Source organism: Micromonospora sp. NPDC057141, assembly GCF_042670805.1.
Taxonomy (GTDB): Bacteria; Actinomycetota; Actinomycetes; order Mycobacteriales; family Micromonosporaceae; genus Micromonospora.
The window spans coordinates 103,479-124,243 of the sequence record NZ_JBHUVA010000009.1 but is presented as its reverse complement, the minus strand read 5'-3'; the positions used below and the strand labels follow the sequence as shown (position 1 = coordinate 124,243).

The 20,765-nt window shown below is 72.7% G+C and carries 11 protein-coding genes; 5 read left to right on the top strand and 6 right to left on the bottom strand.

Annotated elements, in window-relative coordinates; translation table 11 throughout:
• The coding region (locus ACFT41_RS08870; RefSeq protein WP_377613774.1) for a beta-ketoacyl synthase N-terminal-like domain-containing protein at positions 1-5,432 on the bottom strand (5,432 nt) is incomplete at its 3' end.
• 842 nt (positions 5,433-6,274) lie between these two features.
• Between ACFT41_RS08870 and ACFT41_RS08865 the strand changes: the two genes are divergently transcribed.
• Positions 6,275-7,198, top strand: a complete 924-nt coding sequence (locus ACFT41_RS08865; protein ID WP_377613772.1) for a sulfite exporter TauE/SafE family protein — start codon at positions 6,275-6,277, stop codon at positions 7,196-7,198.
• Positions 7,199-7,284: 86 nt separating this feature from the next.
• Here the strand turns inward: ACFT41_RS08865 and ACFT41_RS08860 are convergent, their stop codons facing one another.
• The gene (locus tag ACFT41_RS08860) at positions 7,285-8,640 is read right to left on the bottom strand and encodes a PHB depolymerase family esterase (protein WP_377588542.1); all 1,356 of its coding nucleotides are present in this window, start codon (positions 8,638-8,640) and stop codon (positions 7,285-7,287) included.
• A gap of 223 nt (positions 8,641-8,863) precedes the next feature.
• Between ACFT41_RS08860 and nhaA the strand changes: the two genes are divergently transcribed.
• Positions 8,864-10,177, top strand: a complete 1,314-nt coding sequence (gene nhaA, locus ACFT41_RS08855) for a Na+/H+ antiporter NhaA (RefSeq protein WP_377588541.1) — start codon at positions 8,864-8,866, stop codon at positions 10,175-10,177.
• Between the two features lie 17 nt (positions 10,178-10,194).
• On the opposite strand, the gene ACFT41_RS08850 is transcribed toward nhaA, so the two are convergent.
• From ACFT41_RS08850 to ACFT41_RS08835, 4 genes are all read right to left on the bottom strand, one after another.
• On the bottom strand, positions 10,195-10,722 hold the full coding sequence (locus tag ACFT41_RS08850) for an STAS domain-containing protein (RefSeq protein ID WP_377588540.1): 528 nt from the start codon (positions 10,720-10,722) through the stop codon (positions 10,195-10,197).
• Positions 10,723-11,130: 408 nt separating this feature from the next.
• Positions 11,131-12,585 (bottom strand): cellulase family glycosylhydrolase, encoded by a 1,455-nt coding sequence (locus tag ACFT41_RS08845; RefSeq protein WP_377588539.1) that lies wholly within the window; start codon positions 12,583-12,585, stop codon positions 11,131-11,133.
• A gap of 162 nt (positions 12,586-12,747) precedes the next feature.
• Positions 12,748-13,761 carry a LacI family DNA-binding transcriptional regulator gene (locus ACFT41_RS08840; protein WP_377588538.1) on the bottom strand — a complete coding sequence of 338 codons (1,014 nt, stop codon included), beginning with the start codon at positions 13,759-13,761 and terminating at the stop codon, positions 12,748-12,750.
• A 234-nt stretch (positions 13,762-13,995) separates the two neighbouring features.
• On the bottom strand, positions 13,996-16,629 hold the full coding sequence (locus ACFT41_RS08835; RefSeq protein WP_377588537.1) for a hypothetical protein: 2,634 nt from the start codon (positions 16,627-16,629) through the stop codon (positions 13,996-13,998).
• A 464-nt stretch (positions 16,630-17,093) separates the two neighbouring features.
• Here ACFT41_RS08835 and araB point away from each other — a divergent pair, with 464 nt between their 5' ends.
• The 3 genes from araB (at position 17,094) to ACFT41_RS08820 (ending at position 20,649) form a co-directional block, all read left to right on the top strand.
• The gene (gene araB, locus ACFT41_RS08830) at positions 17,094-18,791 is read left to right on the top strand and encodes a ribulokinase (protein WP_377588536.1); all 1,698 of its coding nucleotides are present in this window, start codon (positions 17,094-17,096) and stop codon (positions 18,789-18,791) included.
• Complete coding sequence (locus ACFT41_RS08825) at positions 18,788-19,480, top strand: L-ribulose-5-phosphate 4-epimerase (RefSeq protein ID WP_377588535.1); 693 nt, start codon at positions 18,788-18,790, stop codon at positions 19,478-19,480. The genes araB and ACFT41_RS08825 overlap by 4 nt, the downstream gene beginning before the upstream one ends.
• A gap of 158 nt (positions 19,481-19,638) precedes the next feature.
• Complete coding sequence (locus ACFT41_RS08820; protein ID WP_377588534.1) at positions 19,639-20,649, top strand: ABC transporter substrate-binding protein; 1,011 nt, start codon at positions 19,639-19,641, stop codon at positions 20,647-20,649.
• Positions 20,650-20,765 lie beyond the last annotated feature (116 nt).

Here is a 20,765-nt window from a genome sequence, read left to right as displayed (position 1 = left end):
CCGACCTCGGCGCGCTTGATGGAGTCGATGGAGAGGTCGGCTTCGAGGTCGAGGTCGAGTTCGATGAGGTCGACGGGGTAGCCGGTGCGCTCGCTGATCACGGTGAGGATGGCGTGCTGGAAGTCGGCGACGCTCGGCCCGGTGGCCACGGGCATCGCAGCCGGTACCGGGGCCGGCGCCGGAGCGGGGATGATGGGCCCGACGGCGGGCGAGACCGGGACGACGGCCGGGGCCACCGGCCGCGCCGGCGCGACGGTCGTGGCCAGCGCCGACCCGCCGTTGGCCGCCAGCGCCACGGCCGGCACGGGGGCCGCGGCGGGCAGGGGCGCCGGGGGCCGCGGGGTGGCGGGCACGGGGATCGCGGCCGGCGGTGCGACGGCGGGTGCCGCCGCCGACGCCTGCGGCAGCGCGGCGGTCGGGTGGCTGTCGACCCGGTACGCCTCGGCGGGCTGCCAGACGAGCCGGCCGCCGCTGCCCGAGCCGCCGGTGCCGGGGTCGCCGAGGAAGGCGAGCATCACGTCGCGCTGGGAGGCGATCATGTCCCGGGTGGCGCGCAGGTACTCGTTGAGCAGTTCGCCGCGGATGTCCTGGCCGCCGGCGTCGGGGCCGGTGCCGGTGGGGGTACCGGTGACGGCACCGTTCGCTGGGGTCATCGACAACTCCTTGATCCGTCGGGGAGGGGTCATGCCACCGGGAAGACAGTTGCCGTGCTGGTCCCGGACGAGCAGCCCGTCGACCGTCCATATCGGACGACGGGTCGGTGCGGTGGCGGGCGCGTCGGCGGCGACCCGGCCGTGGAAGAGCCAGTCGGGGCGAACCGGCACGCCGGCGCAGGCGAGTTCCCCGACCGAGATCAGGAAGCCGCGCAGCCCGTCGTCGGGCCCGCGCTCGCAGGCGACGGCGCGGTGCGGCCGATCGCCGAGCACGGCCTTGACCAGGCGGGTGAGCACCTGGCCGGGGCCGACCTCGACGAACAGGCGGGCGCCGGCCGCGTACATCGCCTCGATCTGCTCGACGAACCGGACCGGGGCCCCGATCTGCTCGGCGAGGTGGTGACGCACCTGGTCGGCGTCGCCGGAGTAGCGCGCGGCGGTCAGGTTGGACCAGACCGGGATGCGCGGCTCGGCGATCCTGCGGGCGGCGAGCACTTCGGCGAACGTCTCCACCGCGCCGGCCACCACGGGGCTGTGGAAGGCGCAGGCCACCGAGAGGGCCTTGGCCGACAGCCCGGCCTCCTTGAGCGCGACCACCGCCGACCGGACCTTCGCGGTGGGGCCGGAGACCACCACCTGCGTCGGGGAGTTGCGGTTGGCCAGCACGACCTCGCTGGTCAGCCCGGCGCTGGCGAGGACCTGGGCGACGTCGTCGGCGGAGGCGTTGACGGCCGCCATGGTGCCGGGGTCCTCGCCGCAGGCGCCCAGGATGGACACCGCCCGTTCCCGGCTCAGTTCCAGCAGCGTCGGCGCGTCGAAGGCGCCGGCCACGCAGAGCCCGACCAGCTCGCCGTAGCTGTGGCCGGCGGTCATGTCCGGCCGTACGCCGAGTCGGCGCAGCAGGTGGTCGACGGCGAGCCCGCCGATGCCGAGCACGGGCTGGGCCACCCGGGTGTCGCGGACCCGCTCCTCCTGCTCGCGCCGCGACGACTGGTCGAAGGCGGCGGCGGGGAAGAGCAGCTCGGCCGCGTCGCGGTCGAGTTCGAGGTAGTGCCGCAGCTCCGGGAAGGCGACGAAGAGTTCCGCGAGGGCACCGGGGCGCTGGCTGCCCTGCCCGGGGAAGAGGAAGGCGACCTGGCCCGGCCCGACCGGCTCGGCCTCGGCCGGCTGCACCAGGCCCCGGGCCGGGTCGTGCTCGCCGGCCAGGGCCCGGTGCAGCAGCGTCTCCAGCTCGGTGAGGTCCCGGGCGACGATCGCCACCCGGGTGGGGCCGGACCGTCCGGCGGCCTTCGCGGCCACCGATGCGGCCAGCTCGGCGAGGCGTCCCGGCCGGTGCTGCCCCGCGTCGGCGGCGAGGCCGTCCAGCAGCTGCCGGACCGACTGGTGGGCCGCCGCCCGGTCGCCGCCCCGGAAGCAGAACAGCTCCGCCGGCCAGAGCCGCCGGCCGTGCCGGGGCTCCGGCGCGCCGGCGTGCGCGCTGAGCACGACGTGGAAGTTGGTGCCGCCGAAGCCGAACGCGCTCACTCCCGCGATCCGCTCGTCGGCCGGGGCCGGCCAGGGTCGGGCCTCGGTGTAGAAGGCGAACGGGCTCTGCTGCGGGTGCCAGGCCGGGTTGGGCCGCGTCAGGTGCAGGGTCGGCGGCCGGACCCCGTGGTACAGCGACAGGGCTGCCTTGATCACCCCGGCCAGGCCGGCGGCGCACTTGGTGTGCCCGATCTGCGACTTCACCGAGCCGAGCGCGCACGCGCCCGGCTCCGCGCCGGCCTCGACGAACATCCGGGTCAGGGTCTCCAGCTCGGTGCGGTCGCCGACGACGGTGCCGGTGCCGTGCGCCTCCACCAGGCCGACGTCGCGGGGGGAGACGCCGCTGCGCCGGTACGCCCGGTCCAGCGCCCGGCGCTGCCCGTCCGGGCGGGGGGCGGTCAGGCCGAGGGCGCGACCGTCGCTGGCCCCGCCGAGCCCCTTGACCACGCCGTAGATCCGGTCGCCGTCGCGCTCGGCGTCGGCCAGCCGCTTGAGTACGACGCAGGTCACGCCCTCGCCGAGGGCGATGCCGTCGCCGGTGCTGTCGAAGGGCCGCGACCGCCCGGTCGGGGACAGCGCGTGCGCCGAGGTGAACATCAGGTAGTCGTTGACGCCGTTGTGCAGGTCGGCGCCGCCGCAGATCATCATGTCGCTGTCGCCGCTGACCAGCTCCTTGCAGGCGGCGTCCATGGCGGCCAGCGAGGAGGCGCACGCGGCGTCGATGGTGTAGTTGGGCCCGCCCAGGTCGAGCCGGTTGGCGACCCGGCCGGCGATGACGTTGGCCAGCACGCCGGGGAAGCTGTCCTCGGTGACCGTGGGCAGCAGGTCCTGCATCTCGTCGGGCACTTCACCGAGGTACGCCGGCAGCATGGTGCGCAGGGTCTGCGCGTGGCCCATGTCGCTGCCGGCCTCGGCGCCGAAGACGACTCCGGTGCGGGAGTGGTCGACCCCGGCGGCGTCGTGCGGGTAGCCCGCGTCGAGCAGCGCCCGGTGCGAGACCTCCAGGGCGAGCAACTGGGTCGGGTCGATGCTGCCCAGCGCCGCCGGCGGGATGCCGTAGCCGATGGCGTCGAAGGGCACCGGCGCGATGAAGCCGCCCCACTTGGAGACGCTGATCCGGCCGGTCTGCCCCGGCCCGACCTCGGGGGCGTAGTAGAGGTCGGTGTCCCAGCGCTCGGCGGGGACCTCCGTGACCGCGTCGGCGCCGGTGAGCACGGTGCGCCAGAAGCTGTCCAGGTCGGGGGAGCCGGGCAGCATGCAGGCCATGCCGACGATGGCGATGTCCAGCGGCGCGGGCCGCTCCTCGATCTCGGCGGCGGGCGGGGCGAACCGGGCGCGCAGGGCGTCGAGCCGGGCGGCGTGCAGGTCGCGTACCTCGGTGCTGACCGAGTCGTGCAGGCCCGCCACGGTGGTGGCGGCATCGCGCAGCACGGCGACCTGGCCGGCCATGAACAGCCCCTCGGCGGCCTGGACGCTCTCGTCCACCGACTCGATGGTCTCGCCGGAGCGCTTCAGGCCCTTGCTGGCGATCCGCAGCCGGCCGACGTTGAGCAGTTCGAGCTGCTCCCACACCTCGCGGTTCTCCGCCCCGGCCTGCTCCAGCTGGGCGCGCAGCGCGTGGAAGTCGTCGACGAACGGGGTGTGCAGGCAGCGCGTGACGTGGCCCGGCGCGGTCTCCAGCAGGGCGGTCCGCTCGGCGGTGAGCGCCTCACGCTGGAAGAGTGGCTGGACCGCGCCGTGCTCCACCGCCTCTGCGGTGAACAGGTACGCGGTGCCCATGAGCACGCCGATGCGGGCCCCCAGGCGGGCCAGCGGCGCGGCCATCGTGGCGACCATCGCCGCCGAGCGGGCGTCGTGCACGCCGCCGGCGAAGAAGACCTGGAGCTGCGCGGCTGCGTCCGGTTCGGCGGCGAGGTACTCCTCGAGCACCAGCAGCTGCGCCTCCCACAGCGGGAAGCTGAACCGGGGGCCGATGTGCCCGCCGCACTCGGCGCCCTCGAAGATGAACTTCCTGGCCCCGGAGCGCAGGAACTGCCGCAGCAGACCGGGGGAGGGCACGTGCAGGAAGGTGCTGATCCCCTGCTCTTCCAGCGCCTTCGCCTGCGGCGGCCGGCCGCCGGCGATGATCGCGAAGCCGGGGCGGATCTCCTGGATGACGGCCAGCTGCGCGGCGCGCAGTTCCTCGGGGGCGAAGCCGAGCACCCCGACGCCCCACGGCCGGTCGCCGAGCCGCTCGGCGGTCTCGGTGAGCATGCGGCGGCACTGGTCGGCCGAGTTCAGGGCGAGCGCGATGAAGGGCAGGCCGCCGCCGTCGGCTACTGCGGCGGCGAAGCCCGCCTCGTCGCTGACCCGGGTCATCGGTCCCTGGGCGACGGGCACCCGCACGCCGAGCGCCTCGGCCAGCGGGGCGCCGGGCAGCAGCAGCGCGCCCGCGTCGGGGTCGTCGGCGGCGTCGAGCATGATGGCCCGCATGGCCCGCACGGCGCTGGCCGTGTCGGCCCAACGGTCGGCGAAGACGGCGGCGAGCCAGCCGTCCTGACCGATCGGCAGCAGCTCCGACCGTACGTCGTGCTGGCCGCCTCGGCGCATCCCCCGGGCCCCGTCGACCAGCACCGTCTCCGAGCCGTCCATGCGCCGGATCGCGGCCTTGACGTCGGCCGGCAGTTCGGACTCGGGCATCAGGGCGAGCTGGGTGTCCAGGACGATTCCGGCGGCGCCGCCGACGAGGCAGGCCCCGGCGGTGCGCGGGCCGATTCCGCCGGCCGCCCAGACCGGCAGGTCGACAGTGTCGTCGGCGACGAGCTGCTGGAGCAGGACGAAGGAGCTGAGGTCGCCGACCCGGCCGCCACCCTCCAGGCCCCGGGCGATCAGCCCGTGCGCCCCGGCCGCCGCCGCGGCGCGCGCATCCTCCCGGCTGGTGACCTCCACGATCACCCGGTACCTCGGGGTGATCTCAGCCAGGGACCAGGGGCAGCCTGGGGCGACCACCACCAGGTCGACCCGGTCGCGCGCGGCGTGGTCGACCTCGTCGGGTGTGGCGAGGCAGCCGGCGGGCACTCGGACCCCGATGGGCCCGGGGGACCAGGACGCGGCCTGGGTCAGCGCGCGCAGCGACCAGTCGTCGCCGTCGGCCAGGTCGAGCACGCCCAGCCCGCCACCGGCGCAGGCGGCGGCCGTGATCCGTGGGCCGGGCTCCAGTGCGCCGGCAGGGTTGACAACCATGATCAGGTCGCGCGTGTGCGGTGCAGTACTCATCAGGCTCCCACTTCGGTCGCGAGAAGATCGCGGGGCGACGGGCTGGACCGGCCGGCCGAACCGCCGGCGCTCGGGCCCTAATTTGCGGCAGTCAATGTCGCGCTGGGTCATAACGTAGCGTCGCCCAGTTACGGCCCGGTTAAATCTGACCAACCTGATCGGGGAGGTGAAGATTTCCTACTAAGGCGGCGGGATTTGCCGCCGAGGTGGCCAGGCAAAAGATACCCGTGTATGGCCGACGAGGAGCGCGAAGGGTGCCGCTCGCCGCAGCGCGGCGATTGTCGACTTCATTACGAAATTGTTTTACGCAACCCGGTCGCTCCCTGGCGGTGGGTGATTTTGGCCGCTCTGTCCCACGATGTGGAACGGGTCTTGCCAGGAGTTGCGGACTGGCTCAACGATCCCTGTCAATGTAGTCACCGCCATTACCCATCGATTAACTTCGACATTCATCGAGAGTGAGGTGAGCTTCGCCGGACGGTCATCGAAGGCCCTGGCGGGTGGCCTGTTGTGACTGGCGTCACCCTACTCCGGGCAACCGGCGCGGGCCTCGTCGCGCGGCCGGTCGCAGTGGGGCGAGTTCAGCGACGGTGTTGCCGGCGATCGCGCTGGACGCGGCCGATACCGCGATCGGGGCGACGGTCCCACCGCTCCGCTTAACGAACGTTTTACCCGGTCTGTCGGAATGATTAGCGAGCGGCGGCCGACAACGATCGGCAACGTCGCGTACGACAATCTCTGCACCTGCACAGACTTCGGCCGGCCGGGATGGCGGCTCCGCCTCGACCGCCGTCCCCGCTCGCGCCTCCAGACCCCTTTTGTCTTTCGGATCGGCGGAAATTGTGCGTAAACTCCTTCTCCTTGCTCTTGTGGGACTCGGTGCGCAACTGGTAGACGGCAGTCTCGGTATGGCGTACGGCGTGACATCGACGACACTGCTGCTCGCCATCAACACCAGCGCCGCGAGCGCTTCCGCGACTGTTCACCTCGCCGAGATCGGCACCACCCTCGTCTCCGGTGCCGCGCACTGGCGCTTCGGCAACGTCGACTGGACGGTGGTCCGCAGGATCGGCGTGCCCGGCGCCCTCGGCGCCTTCGCCGGCGCCACCTTCCTGTCCAGCCTCTCCACCGCGACCGCGGCCCCGATCATGTCGCTGATCCTGCTCACCCTCGGGGTGTACGTGCTGATCCGGTTCACCGTCTCCGGGCTGCCACGCGGCCGGGTCGGGCTGCCCCTGCGCAAGCGCTTCCTCGGCCCGCTGGGCCTCGTCGCCGGCTTCGTCGACGCCACCGGCGGGGGCGGCTGGGGCCCGGTCGGCACCCCCGCCATCCTGGCCAGCGGTCGGCTGGAGCCGCGTCGGGTGATCGGCTCCATCGACACCAGCGACTTCCTGGTGGCGATCGCCGCCAGCGCCGGGTTCCTGGTCGGGATCGGCTCGGAGAACATCAACTTCGGCTGGGTGGGCGCGCTGCTGCTCGGTGGCATGATCGCCGCGCCGATCGCCGCCTGGCTGGTGCGGATGGTGCCGCCGCGGGTCCTCGGCTCCGCCGTCGGTGGCGTCATCGTCCTCACCAACGTGCGGACCCTGCTCCTCAGCGACTGGGTCGACGCCTCGACCGGCGTCCGGTACGCCGGCTACCTGGTCATCGCGGCCGCCTGGGCGGCGGCCGTGGCCTGGTCGGTACGCCAGCACCTGGCCGACCGGACCGTCGAGCCGGTCGGCGCCGGGGACGGTCCCGGGGAGCCCGCCACCGCGACGAGCTGACCGCGACGAAGGCGCGCACCGGCGACGGTGCGCGCCTTCGGGTTCGGGTGGCGGCAGCCGGGGGTGTCGCCACCCCGGGGCGGGACTCAGGAGACGGAGCAGGCCGCCCCGTTGAGGGTGAACGAGGCCGGCTTGCCGGTGTCGCCGGTGTGGTTGGCCTGGAAGCCGATGCTGACCGACGCGTTCGGCGCGATCGTGCCGTTGTACGAGACGTTACGGGCGGTAACCGCGCCGTTGGTGGGGGAGTACGTCGCGTTCCAGCCGCCGGTGATGGTCTGCCCGCCCGGCAGCGTGAACGCCAGGCTCCAGCCGTTGATCGCCGTGCTGCCGGTGTTGGTGATCGTGACGGCGGCGGTCAGGCCGGTGTTCCAGGCGTTGACGGCGTACCCGACGGCGCAGGGCCCGGCGGCCGGCGGGGTGGTCGGCGGTGGCGTGGTCGGCGGCGGGGTCGTCGGGGGCGGCGTGGTGGGCGGTGGGGTCGTCGGCGGCGCGGTGGTGGGCGGGGCGGTGGTCGGCGGGGTGGCGCTGTCCAGGCCGAAGAAGCGGATGGCCTGGGCGGCGTCGACGGGCAGGTTGTGCGAGACCCCGGCCATGCTGATCGCCTCGACCGGTGCCATGGGGCCGCTGCCGCCGTAGCGGGTGCGGGTGTAGCCGGACTGCGGGGTGTCGGTGTACGTCGGGGTCTGGCTCAGCCCGTGCACGTTCGTCCACTGCTTGACCTCTTCGCCGAAGTTCGGGTAGCGCAGGGTCTCGTCGTTGGTGCCGTGCCACAGCTGCATCCGGGGCCGCTTGCCCGTGTACCCCGGGTAGGCGTTGCGGACCAGGTCGCCCCACTGCTGGGGAGTCCTGGTGATCTGCCCGTTGGCGCACTCGCTGTTCCACTCCGAGCCGTTGGTGGTGGCGAAGCAGCCGAACGGGACGCCGGCGAAGGCCGCCCCGGCGGCGAACACGTCGGGGTAGACGCCGAGCAGGACGTTGGTCATCATCGCCCCGGAGGAGACGCCGGTGGCGAAGATGCGGTCCGCGTCGACGGGGTACCGTGCCCGGACGTAGTCGATCATCGACTTGATGCCCACCGGGTCGCTGCCGCCGTCGCGGCGCAGCGCCTGGGGCGAGGCGACGTCGAAGCACTGGCTGCTGCGGGTCACCGACGGGTAGATGACGATGTAGCCGTACTGGTTGGCCAGCTCGTCGAACTGGGCGCCGTTGAAGAACGCCGGGCCGGTGCCGGTGCAGTAGTGCACCGCGACCAGCAGGCCCGGCCGGGGCGCGACCCTGTCCGGCACGTACAGGTACATGCGCAGGTTGCTGGGGTTCGCGCCGAAGTTGGTGACCTCGGTCAGTGCCGCCGCCGACGCGGGCGCGGGAACCGTGACGGCCGCCAGCGCGGCCACCGCGGCGGCCACCAGGGCGGTGCCCAGCAGCTTCATCCTTGATCTCATGGGGCAGGTTCCTCCGGAGAGTGCCGATGGGGCGAGGTTCCGATCGGGGCTGCCCGGCGCCCGACCATGTCCGGCTCAGGAACGTCCATCAGTATGTATAGATGTCGTGAGGGTGGCAACCAGCGGAAGTTTCGGGGCCGGAAAGCGGCTAGGGTAGGGTTTCGGTGTGCCGGGAAGTCTGGTCGGCGACGGATGACGCTGCCCTGCCGACGAGGAGTTACCCGTGACCGACGCCCCCCGGCGCCGCCCCAGCCTGTTCGCCCGACGCTCGTGGGGCGAGACCAGCCGCATCCTCGGGATCCTGCGCAGGGAGACCGTGGGCGGGGCGCTCCTGCTCGTCGGCGCGTTGCTGGCCCTGATCTGGTCGAACTCCCCCTGGGCCGACGGGTACCAGGCGCTGCGGGACCTCCGGGTGGGCCCGGCGGCGCTGCACCTGGACCTCAGCCTGGCCACCTGGGCCGCCGACGGCCTGCTGGCGGTCTTCTTCTTCGTCGCCGGGCTGGAGCTCAAGCGTGAGTTCGTCGCCGGGGACCTGCGGGACCCGCGCCGCGCCGCGGTGCCGGTGGCCGCCGCCATGGGCGGCGTGCTCGTGCCCGCCCTCCTCTATTACCTCATCGCCGGCGGTGACGCCGCGCAGGGCTGGGCGATCCCCACCGCGACCGACATCGCCTTCGCCCTGGCCGTGCTCGCCGTCGTCGGCCGGTTCCTGCCCTCGGCGCTGCGCACCTTCCTGCTCACCCTCGCGGTGGTCGACGACCTGCTCGCCATCGTGATCATTGCCATCTTCTACACCTCCGACCTGGCCGTCGGGCCGCTGCTGGGCGCGCTGGTCCCGCTGGCGGTCTTCGGCCTGCTGGTGCAGCGCCGGGTCCGGTCCTGGTGGCTGCTCCTGCCGCTGGCCGCCGTGACCTGGGCGCTGATGCACGAATCCGGGGTGCACGCCACCGTCGCCGGCGTGCTGCTGGCGTTCACCGTCCCGGTGGTCCGCAGCCGGGCCGCCGGCGGCCCGGACGCCGGGCCCGGCCTGGCCGAGCACTTCGAGCACCGGTTCCGGCCGGTCTCCGCCGGGGTCGCGGTGCCGGTCTTCGCGTTCCTCTCCGCCGGCGTCACCGTCGGTGGACTCGCCGGCCTGGCCACCGCCCTGACCGACCGGGTCGCCGTCGGGATCGTGGTCGGCCTGGTGCTCGGCAAGCCGATCGGCATCATGGCGGCCACCTGGCTGGTGTCCCGGTTCACCCGCGCCGACCTCGACGAAGGGCTGAACTGGCTCGACGTGTTCGGCCTGGCGCTGCTGGGCGGCATCGGGTTCACCGTCTCCCTGCTCATCGGCGAACTCGCCTTCGGCCTGGGCAGCGAGCGCGACGACCACGTCAAGGTCGCCGTGCTCACCGGGTCCCTGCTCGCCGCCGGCCTGGCCACCGTCATCCTGCGCGCCCGCAGTCGGGTCTACCGGCGGGTGCACGAGGCCGAGAGCGTCGACCGCGACCGCGACGGGGTACCCGACGTCTACCAGGCGCAGCCCGACCGGTCGGCCTGAGCCGACCCCACCCCGCGTCAGCGGGCCGGCGCGGGGTCAGCCGCGGCCAGGGCCTCCTGCTGGGTCGCGAAGATCGGGAAGAGCCCGTCGAGCCGCATGGTGTGCAGGACGGTGCGGACGAACCGGGACGGGGCGGCGAGGCACAGGACGACACCCCGCTGCCGGGCCTCCTGGTGGGCCCGCACCAGCAGCCCCAGCCCGGCCGGGTCGATCTGCTCCACCCCGTGCAGGTCCACCACGGCCCGCCCGTCGAACTCGACCGCGTCGCGCAGGGCGGCGCGCAGCCGGTCCTCGGCGTGGCCCGGCGCGTCGTCGCAGCCGTCGACCTGGTCGAGCCCGAGGAGTTGGCCGGGTGCCGGGCTGGCGGTGCTGCACGGCGGGCACCGGTGGGGGCCGACGGCGAACGGCGAGCCGCTCCAGCCGTGCTCGGACACCAGCGTCCAGACGACCTCGGCGTCGGGCAGCACGCACGCGTTGCCGGTGGCCGTGTCGCCGCAGTCGTCGCAGATCAACGTCATCAGGCGATCGTCCGGTACGACGGTCATCCGGCCTCCTCTCCTCGGCGGCGGCAGCCACCACCCTGGTACGCGGGTTTGGAGGGGACCTCCCGGTTGCATGACGGTTGCGTGACGAAACCGGCTCCACCTGGGCCGGTTCGGTGGCAGTCGCGCCCGGCGGGGCGGCGCCGCAGGTTTCACCCATCGGGACGCTGCGGGCAAGGAGGGCAGGAGGCGGGATCGCCCCCGCGCGTCGGTGACGGAGGTGGCCGGGGCCATGGCCAGATCCAGAGTGGTCGGTGCCGTGCTCGTGCTCGCCGGTGCCACCGGCTGCGGGGCCGGCGACAGCGTCGACGTGGACGGAGCCGGAGACACCGGCGGCGGGGCTCCGGCGGCACGCCGACCCGGTGGCGCCCCGTCCACGATGGACGGGGCGCCGCGGGATCGTACAGCCGGTCAGCTCGTGGGGAAGTTGTCCGGGGTGCGGATGCGGTTGCGCATGAAGTTGCCCGACTCGGTCAGCACCGACGTGCCGGTGTACGTGCCGCCGTAGCAGGTGCCGGGGCGGAACGCGGCGCTGCCCTCGTCGGCGTCGGAGTACGTCCAGTTCGCGTAGCCGATCTTCAGCCGGTCGAGCAGGTCGAGCCAGGCGGTGCTGCTGGCCACGTCCACCGCGCCGCCGCCGGTGTAGGTGACGGTGCCGAACTCGGTGACGAACATGGGGATCCGCGCGGCGGCCCGCTCCAGCTCGGCCCGGTAGTTGTCCTGGTGGGACGCGGCATAGAAGTGGAACGCGTACATGATGTTGCTGGCGTTCACCGGGTTGTTGACGACCTCGGTGGAGTTGCCGCCCTCGGAGACGCCGAGCGAGGACCAGCCGCGGGTGCCGACGATGACGACGGCGTCCGGGTCGTTGGCGCGGATGATCGGGATGACCTGTTCGGCGTAGTTCTTGATCGTCGACCAGCTGACCCCGTTGGGCTCGTTGGTGATCTCGTAGATCACGTTGTTCTTGCTGGCGTGTCGGGCGGACACGGCGGCGAAGAACGTCCTGGCCCGCTCCAGGTTGAACATCGGGTCACCGGGCGTCAGCGTGTGGAAGTCGATCAGTGCGTACATGCCGCGCTCGGTGGCCTCCTCCACGAGGGTGTTGACCCGGTTGGTGAAGCCGGCCGGGTCGGTCTCGTAGCCGTCCTCCTGCACGTACATCGAGATGCGGAGCAGGTCGACCAGCCAGTCCTTGGACAGCGCGTCGAGGGACGCGTCGTTGTAGCACTGGGCGAACCACTGGAGGCCGTGGGTGCTCATGCCGCGCAGCTGGATCGGCTTGCCGTACTGGTTGCACAGGTTGACCCCGCACACCCGCAGCTGGCCGTTGATCGCCACCGGCGTCGTGCCGGTCGGGGGCGGCGTGGTCGGCGGGGGCGGCGTGGGCGGCGGCGTGGTGGGCGGCGGCGTCGTCGGGGTCGACGTGGTCGGTGTCGTGCCGCCGTTGCACACCGTGCCGTTGAGCGTGAACGACGTCGGCGCCGGGTTGCCGCCGGTGAAGCTGCCGTTGAAGCCGATGCTCGTCGTCGCGCCCGTGGCCAGCGAGCCGTTGTAGCTCAGGCTCTGCGCCGTGACGGCGCTGCCGCTCTGCTGGTACGTCGCCGACCAGCCCTGGACGACCTTCTGCCCCGGGCCCGGGAAGGTGAAGCCGAGGGTCCAACCGCTGATCGGGTCGCCGAGGTTCTTGACATTGAGCGACGCGGTGAACCCGCCGGACCAACTGTTGGCCGTGTAGGTGACGGCGCAGCCGGTGGCGGCCATGGCGTTGGTGGCCGGTAGGATCGCCGTCGCGCCGAGGGTCAGCGCGCCGACGGCGGCGGCCATGACCAGCTGTCGTCGGGACGGGCGGGGGGCTCTCTGCATCGGACCGTCTCATTCCGTCGGGGGTGGTGGGGCGGCGCGCGGGCGGGGGGGGCGGGAGCGCTCCCACGGCAGCTTAGAGGCGTTCGTAACACCTGCGCAACATGTCGATACGTCGAGGCGTGCCGCTCCTGCCCGACGCCGGCGTCGCGAGCCCCGGTGCGGTCAGTGGGGCCGGGTGCTGTGCCGGACGACCAGCGGGGTGGCCAGTTCGATGCGGTCACTGGCCAGCTCCTCGCCGTTGGCCAGGCTGAGCAGCATGCGGGTGGCCATCGCGGCCATCTCCGTCAGCGGCTGGCGGACGGTGGTCAGCGGCGGCACGGCCCAGCGGGCGGCGTCCAGGTCGTCGAAGCCGACGACGCTCATGTCGTCCGGCACCCGCAACCCCCGCTCGTAGAGCGCCTCGTAGGCACCCAGGGCCATCTCGTCGGAGCAGGCGAAGATCGCCGTCGGCGGCCGGGCCAGGTCGAGTAGGGCGTGCGTCTCCCGGTAGCCCGAGGGGGCCAGGAAGTCGCCGGTGCGGACATGGCCGGTGGGGATCCGCTGCCCGGCGGCGTCCATGGCGGCCCGGTAGCCGTCCACGCGGGCGCGGCTGCACGGAACGGTGGGAGGACCGCCGACGACGGCGATTCGGCGGTGTCCGAGGTCGAGCAGGTGCTCGGTGGCCGCCCGCCCGCCGGCCCAGTTGGTCGCCCCGACGGACGGGATGTCCGCGGGAGGCTGCCCGGCGGGGTCGATGATCACCGCCGGTATGCCCAGCTCCTCGAGCTGGCCGCGTTGGGCCGGGGAGATGTCGGAGAGGACGAGCAGCACCCCGTTGCAGCGCCGGGCGGCGAGCTGCTCGGTCCAGCGCCGGTCGGGGCGGGTGCGGTGCCGGCCATGGACGGCGGAGACGACGACGCCGAAGCCGGCCTGGTAGGCCAGTTCCTCCACGCCGTCGATGATCTGCATGGCCCACGGGCTGCCGAGGTCCCGTAGCACCAGGTCGATCAGGCCGGCCCGGTTCGCCGGGCGGGCGGTGCCCCGGGCGGTGTACCCCCGCGCGTCGAGCAGTGTCTGCACCCGGTGCCGGGTCGCGGGCGCGACGTCCGGCCGACCGTTGAGGACCTTCGACACCGTGGGGATCGACACCCCGGCCGCCTGCGCGATCTCCGCCAGCGTCGCCCGCTGTTGTTCCATGGCATCTCCCTCGAACGCTCACCGGCCCGGCCGCAGCATATCTCGAAAGTTTCGAAGCTTGGGGGCGGGTGGGGCGGGACCCCGGGACCGACTTCGATGCATCGACGGGTGGCTCTCGGTCCGCGTTCGCACGGACCCCCGGGTGCTCGCGTCCGAAACGGCACCGAAACTTTCTGGCACCGGGGCTGTCCCCGCGCGCGCTGATCGGCCGGGTCGGCGTCGCCGGACGGCCGGTCAGGGCTGGATCTGCACGTCGGCCGGGTCGATCGTCTCGATCCGCAAACCGCTGTCCGGCAGGGCCTCGGCGACCGCCTGCCAGCGGGCCGCCCGGGAGGCGCACAACCCCACGCGCGCCTCCCAGCCCAGCTCACTGCCCGCGCGGTCGTGCGCCCGCAGCTCGCCGGCTTCGAGGCGGCCGATCTCCGCGTTGCACATGGCCAGCACATCGATGAGGCACTCCAGGAGCATGTCGATGTGGGTGATCTGCTGCTCGATGCAGGCGGCGACCTGGACGGCCGGGGCGGGCGTATTGCCCAACTGCGTGCCCTTGATGATCAGATCCTCGAAGTGCGGGACCCTGGGCGGGAATCGGCGGTCCGCCACGGTGACCAGGTAGACGGCGTCCGTGACGAGGCGGGAGAACTGCGCCCGGTCGTACCAGTAGGCGGCGCGGTCGCGGGCGATGTCGTGCACGACGCGCCACGTCCGGTCGTCCAGTTCCAGCCAGTCGATCATCTGGTGCACGTCCGCCCCCGGCAGCGAGCCCCGCCGATGCCACTCCCGCTCCAGGAGGATGGCCCCGTCGTGCAGCAGGGCCCGGACGTACGCGGTCGTCCGTACCCGGGTGACGTTCTCCGGTCGGGGCAGCACCGTCCGCACCGGGTCGTAGAGGTCCTGCTCCAGATACCGGAACTCCGGACGCGCCCGGAGCAGTCCCAGGTCCGGATCGCTGCTGGCGATCCAGCTGCGCAGCCGGGAGGCCGCCCCGTCGCGGGCGCTCGACTGGAGGTTGATCCGGCCGGCGACGCCGCTCTCGGTGCAGGCCAGGGCGGCCCGCAATTCGTGTACGGCCCGTTCGACCAACGTCCGGCGCGGATCCCTCCCGTCGGTCTCGGCCACCGGGAGCGCGGCGATCCCCGGCGGGGCGGGGCGGCGGCTCTCCAGGGCATAGGCGTAGACGCAGGCGGCCTGGTAGTGATCGAACGTGTCGAGCGGGAGCCGGAAGAGTCGACGCCCCGCCCCGCCGGCGATCAGCCGTTCCAGCCCCTCGGAGGTCGGTGGCGAGGCGTCGAGCAGTTCGCGCAACCGCTCACGGTCGCGGCGGTTCCACCACAGGGCGAGGCCGTCCCCCGCCGCCCAGCGGGGCACCGGCGCGTCGGTCCACCGCGCGAAGGAGGTGGCGAGCCGCAGGGGAGCCCACACGTCGCGGACCACGCGCAGCACCGACGGGCGCAGCTCCGGCCGTCGCCGGAAGGGGTGCAGCCGCTCGGGGAGCAGCTTCTTGGGCACCCACTCGGGGATGACCGGGCTCCCCCGCAGGTCGTCCGCGAGCCGGTGGAACTCCTGAAGAGCCGCGAGGTGAAGCAGTACGCGACCGCTCTCCGGGCGGTCGAGCATCGACCTCGCGCGAGCGCGGGCCTCGTCGGCGCTCTGCTGGTCGAGGTAGGTCCACACCGCCGGCCAGTACCGGTGCACCAACGCGACGCGCAACCGCTGCGTGACGAGGTCGTGGACCCGTGCCTCCTCGCCGACCGCGTCGCAGCGGTGCCACCGCTCCATCACCCGCTCGGCGTAGGCGAGGGAGCGCGCGTACTGGTAGCGCAGCGTGAACCAGTCCGGATACCGCAGGAGGCTCCACGCCGTCCACCACGGGCGCGGGTGTCGGCAGGTGGTCCAGAGCGCCCCGGTGTAGCGGTCCTCGAGCTCCGCCGTGGCGAGCGCCCCGTGGTACGTCTCCAGCGCGCTCAGGAACAGCCCCATGTCCTCCTGGACGCTGGCGACCATCAACCGGATGTCGATGTTGAAGGGATCGAACCGCAGCGCCTCGCGATACCACCACAGGGCATCGTCGTACCGCCGGCCGTCGTGGCGCTTCTTCGCCTCGTTGTACGCCTCGAAGAGTTCGTCGGGCATGTCTCTGCCGCGCCATTTCCGCCACGGGGCGAGCTTGGCCTTTCCGGTGAGCGGGAGAATCTTGGCCATGGCCCAGTAGGCGGCCTTGCAGGTAGCGTCCTCCCAACTGTTGGCCCAGATCGTCGTGGTGGCGCTGCCGCGACGCCCCGCGAGCGAGGTGACGGTGACGGAGATGCCGCGTTGCGGCCGTTGGCTGCGCTGCTGGAGGGTGGCCTTGACCTGGTAGCCCACCGTCGGCCAGCACCGGGCGAGCAGTTGTGGCAGGAAGGCGGCGGCCTTCGCCGGGTCGCCCGGTGTCTGCGCCAGCACCTTGATGAAGTCCTGTGCTGGCGGATCGGTGGCTCCCGCGTATGGTGGATAGATGCTGGTCTCTGCGAGTTGCCGGCAGAACCGGCTCTTGAGATACGTCGAAAGGGCCTGGTCCTTCTCGTCGACCGCGTTGTCGAAATCGCGGACGTCGACCGGTCCGGGGCGGTATCCGAGCCATGCCTGGTGGGTGTGCCGCCACAGGAGGAAGAAGAGCAGGCCGCTCGCCAGGGCGGTCCAGCGCTGCCAGCCCGGCGCGCCGTGCACCATCCCCGCGAATCCCTCCGCCAGCCACTGTAGCGTCCTCGCCAGGCCGCGTAGGCCGTCCAGATCGCGGTCGTCGGGTCCGTGCGTGGCGCGCCCGATCAGGCTCAGGGCGAGGGCGAAGGCGAAGCCCGCCGCGAAGGTGAGCGCCCGGAAGAACGCCACGCGTGGCACCGGAAGCTGCGAGGGCGGGGCCTGTGCGGGCCGCGGCAGCCATCCCCGCGGGGAGCGGGTGTTCCACCGCGGTTCCCGCGGCGGGCGCGATCGCCGCGCATCGTCCCGGTTCATCCGTCCCCCCGAACCGCCCCGCCGCCGTCGTTGGCCCGCGTGCTCCAGGCTAGGCGGCACGGCGGGCCGAGGCCGGCGAAGTGCCGATCCGGGCGGGTGCGACCTGCCCTCGCCCACCCCGCGCGGGGCGCTCCGCCTTGTGAACGCGCACATCCCTGATCCGGTGCTCCCTCCACGGCGAGTCGCGTCGGGTCGTCGGATCGTAGTCGGCGTCCTCATGTGGAGAGAGTCCAGGCAGGGGGTCGTGTCGGGGACCGGACTGAAAGATCTTGGCGGGAAGCATCTTGACGACTCGACATGTGAGCGCTAACACTGTTGCCAGCAAGTGAGCGGAGGATGTCATGAGCGTTTCGGCGGGACCGGGCGACCGGTACGTTGTCGGCGTCGACTACGGCACGTTGTCGGGTCGAGCGCTGGTGGTACGGGTCGGTGACGGCGCCGAACTGGGCACGGCGGTGCACGAGTACCGACACGCCGTGATGGACACCGTACTCGCCGTCGACGGCCAGGCGCTACCCGCAGACTGGGCCCTGCAGGACCCGGACGACTACCGCGAGGTGCTGCGGCGCGCGGTGCCGGCGGCCCTGGCCGCCAGCGGCGTCGACCCCCGGCAGGTCGTGGGCATCGGCATCGACTTCACCGCCTGCACCGTGCTGCCCACCCTCGCCGACGGCACCCCGCTGTGCGAGCTGCCCGACCTGCGTACCCGGCCGCACGCCTGGGTCAAGCTGTGGAAGCACCACGCGGCCCAGCCCCAGGCTGACCGGATCAACGAGCTGGCCCACTCCCGCAACGAGCCGTGGATCGGCCGCTACGGCGGCAAGATCTCCGCCGAGTGGCAGTACGCCAAGGGCCTGCAACTGCTGGAGGAGGACCCGGAGGTCTACGACCGGGCCGAACGGTGGATCGAGGCCGCCGACTGGATCGTCTGGCAGCTCTGCGGCGTCGAGACCCGCAACGTCTGCACCGCCGGCTACAAGGGCATCCACCAGGACGGCCGGTACCCGTCGCGGGAGTACCTGGCCGCGCTGAACCCAGGGTTCGCCGACTTCGTCGCCAAGATCGACGGTCCGCTCGCGCCGCTGGGCGCGCGGTCCGGCGGGCTGACCGCCGAGGCCGCGGCCTGGACCGGCCTGCCCGAGGGGATCGCGGTGGCGGTCGGCAACGTCGACGCCCACGTCACCTCCGCCGCCGCCCAGGCCCTCGAGCCGGGCCGGCTGGTCGCCATCATGGGCACCTCCACCTGCCACGTCGTCAACGGCACCGAGCTGGCCGAGGTGGCCGGCATGTGCGGCGTCGTGGACGGCGGGATCAGCTCCGGGCACTGGGGCTACGAGGCGGGCCAGAGCGGCGTCGGCGACATCTTCGGCTGGTACGTCCAGCACGCCGCCCCTGCCGGCTACGCCTCGCACGAGGCACTGACGGCGGCGGCCGCCGCCCAGCCGGTCGGCGCGCACGGCCTGGTGGCGCTGGACTGGTGGAACGGCAACCGCTCCCTGCTGGTCAACCACGACCTCAGCGGGGTGATCGTCGGGCTGACCCTGGCCACCCGGCCGCCGGACGTCTACCGCGCGCTGCTGGAGTCCACCGCGTTCGGCACCCGCATGATCATCGAGGCGTTCGCCGAGGCGGGGGTGCCGGTCGACGAGATCATCGTCGCGGGCGGGCTGACCAACAACGCGTTGCTGATGCAGATCTACGCCGACGTCACGAAGCGCCCGCTGGGCATCATCGGCTCGACGCAGGGCCCGGCGCTCGGCTCGGCGATCCACGCGGCGGTCGCCGCGGGCGCGTACCCCGACGTGCCGGCTGCCTCGGCGGTGATGGGCCGGGTCGACCGCGACGTCTACCGGCCCGACCCGCAGCGGGCGCTCGCCTACGACGCGCTCTACGCGGAATACCGGCGCCTGCACGACCACTTCGGCCGGGGCGGCGACGAGGTCCTGCTGCGGCTGCGCACCATCCGCAACACCGCCCGCCGGGCGGTCGACGACTCCCCGGCCGCCGAGGCCGCAGTCCCCCTGGAGGTGTTGGCATGAGCCCCGAACTGGGCGCCGAGGTGACGCGGCTGCGCGAGCAGGTCGCGACCCTGCACGGCGAGCTGGTCCGGTACGGGCTGGTGGCCTGGACGGCCGGCAACGTCTCGGCGCGGGTGCCGGGCGCGGACCTGATGGTCATCAAGCCCAGCGGCGTCTCCTACGACGACCTGCGACCCGACAACATGATCGTCTGCGACCTCGACGGGGCCGTGGTGGAGGGCGACCTGTCTCCGTCGAGCGACACCGCCGCGCACGCCTACGTCTACCGGGCGATGCCCGAGGTCGGGGGAGTGGTGCACACCCACAGCTCCTACGCCACCGCCTGGGCGGCCTGCGGCGAGTCGATTCCGTGCCACCTCACCGCCCAGGCCGACGAGTTCGGCGGCGAGATCCCCGTCGGCCCGTTCGCGCTCATCGGCGGCGACGACATCGGCAAGGGCATCGTGGCCACCCTGTCCGGGCACCGCTCGCCGGCGGTGCTCATGCGCAACCACGGCGTCTTCACCATCGGCAAGGACGCCCGCGCGGCGGTCAAGGCCGCGGTGATGTGCGAGGACGTCGCCCGCACCGCCCACCTGGCCCGCACGCTCGGCCGACCGGTGCCGATGGCCCGCGAGGACATCGACTCCCTCTACGACCGCTACCAGAACGTCTACGGGCAGCCCGGGGTGTCCTCCGCGACCCCCTGACCGCCGCCCGACCCCGTCCCGGCCGGTCCGCACCCCGAGGGGCCGGCTCGTTCCACCGCACCTCACCACAGCACCACCGGTTGGCCGTGCCGTCCCGGCACGCCGAGGCGGCCCCGGCCCATGTAGGTACCCCACCCACCCCCGCAAGGAGTCATCACATGCGCAAGTCCGGCACGACCATCACCCGCCGCGGGTTCGGCGCGATCCTGGCCGCTGGCCTGATGGCCACCAGCCTGGCCGCGTGCGGCAACAGCGACACCGGCTCGGAGTCCGGTGGAGGCGACGGCGACAGCAAGATCGTCCTCGGCTTCTCGCAGGTCGGCGCGGAGAGCGGCTGGCGGACGGCGAACACCAACTCCATCAAGGAGTCCGCCGCCACGGCCGGCATCGAGCTGAAGTTCGACGACGCCCAGCAGAAGCAGGAGAACCAGATCAAGGCGATCCGCAACTTCATCCAGCAGAAGGTCGACGTGATCGCCTTCTCGCCGGTGGTCGAGTCGGGCTGGGACACCGTGCTCAAGGAGGCCAAGGACGCCAAGATCCCGGTCATCCTGACCGACCGGGCCGTGGACTCGGCCGACAAGAGCCTCTACAAGACCTTCATCGGCTCGGACTTCGTCAAGGAGGGCCGGCTCGCCGGCGAGTGGCTGGTCGAGCAGAAGAAGGCCGCCACGGGCCCGGTGAACATCGTCGAGCTCCAGGGCACCACCGGCTCGGCGCCGGCCAACGACCGCAAGAAGGGCTTCGCGGAGGCTATCGCCGCCAACCCCAACCTGAAGGTCGTGGCGTCGCAGAGCGGTGACTTCACCCGGGCCGGCGGCAAGCAGGTCATGGAGCAGTTCCTCAAGGCCAACCCGAAGATCGACGTGCTGTTCGCCCACAACGACGACATGGGCCTCGGCGCGCTGGAGGCGATCACCGCGGCCGGCAAGGTGCCGGGCAAGGACATCACCATCATCACCATCGACGCGGTCAAGGACGGCATGCAGGCCCTGGCCGACGGCAAGTTCAACTTCATCGCCGAGTGCAGCCCGCTGCTCGGTGACCAGCTGATGGACCTGGTGAAGAAGGTCAAGGCCGGCGAGGAGGTCCCGGCCCGGGTCGAGACCCAGGAGACCACCTTCACCCAGGAGCAGGCCAAGGCCGCTCTGCCGACCCGGAAGTACTGACCGGAGGGGGCCGCCGCGCCTGGCGCGGCGGCCCCCCCGCGCGCATACCCGCCACACCAAAAGCCAGGGGGGGTTTGGCAGAGGCAAACCGGCCAGGACAATACCCCCAGAAACAA

Excerpts from the sequence above, each read along its gene's own strand:
- ACFT41_RS08860 (WP_377588542.1), bottom strand. The coding sequence starts at position 8,640 with ATGAGATCAAGGATGAAGCTGCTGGGCACCGCCCTGGTGGCCGCCGCG.
- ACFT41_RS08850 (WP_377588540.1), bottom strand. The coding sequence starts at position 10,722 with ATGACCGTCGTACCGGACGATCGCCTGATGACGTTGATCTGCGACGAC.
- ACFT41_RS08845 (WP_377588539.1), bottom strand. The coding sequence starts at position 12,585 with ATGCAGAGAGCCCCCCGCCCGTCCCGACGACAGCTGGTCATGGCCGCC.
- ACFT41_RS08840 (WP_377588538.1), bottom strand. The coding sequence starts at position 13,761 with ATGGAACAACAGCGGGCGACGCTGGCGGAGATCGCGCAGGCGGCCGGG.
- araB (WP_377588536.1), top strand. The coding sequence starts at position 17,094 with ATGAGCGTTTCGGCGGGACCGGGCGACCGGTACGTTGTCGGCGTCGAC.
- ACFT41_RS08825 (WP_377588535.1), top strand. The coding sequence starts at position 18,788 with ATGAGCCCCGAACTGGGCGCCGAGGTGACGCGGCTGCGCGAGCAGGTC.
- ACFT41_RS08820 (WP_377588534.1), top strand. The coding sequence starts at position 19,639 with ATGCGCAAGTCCGGCACGACCATCACCCGCCGCGGGTTCGGCGCGATC.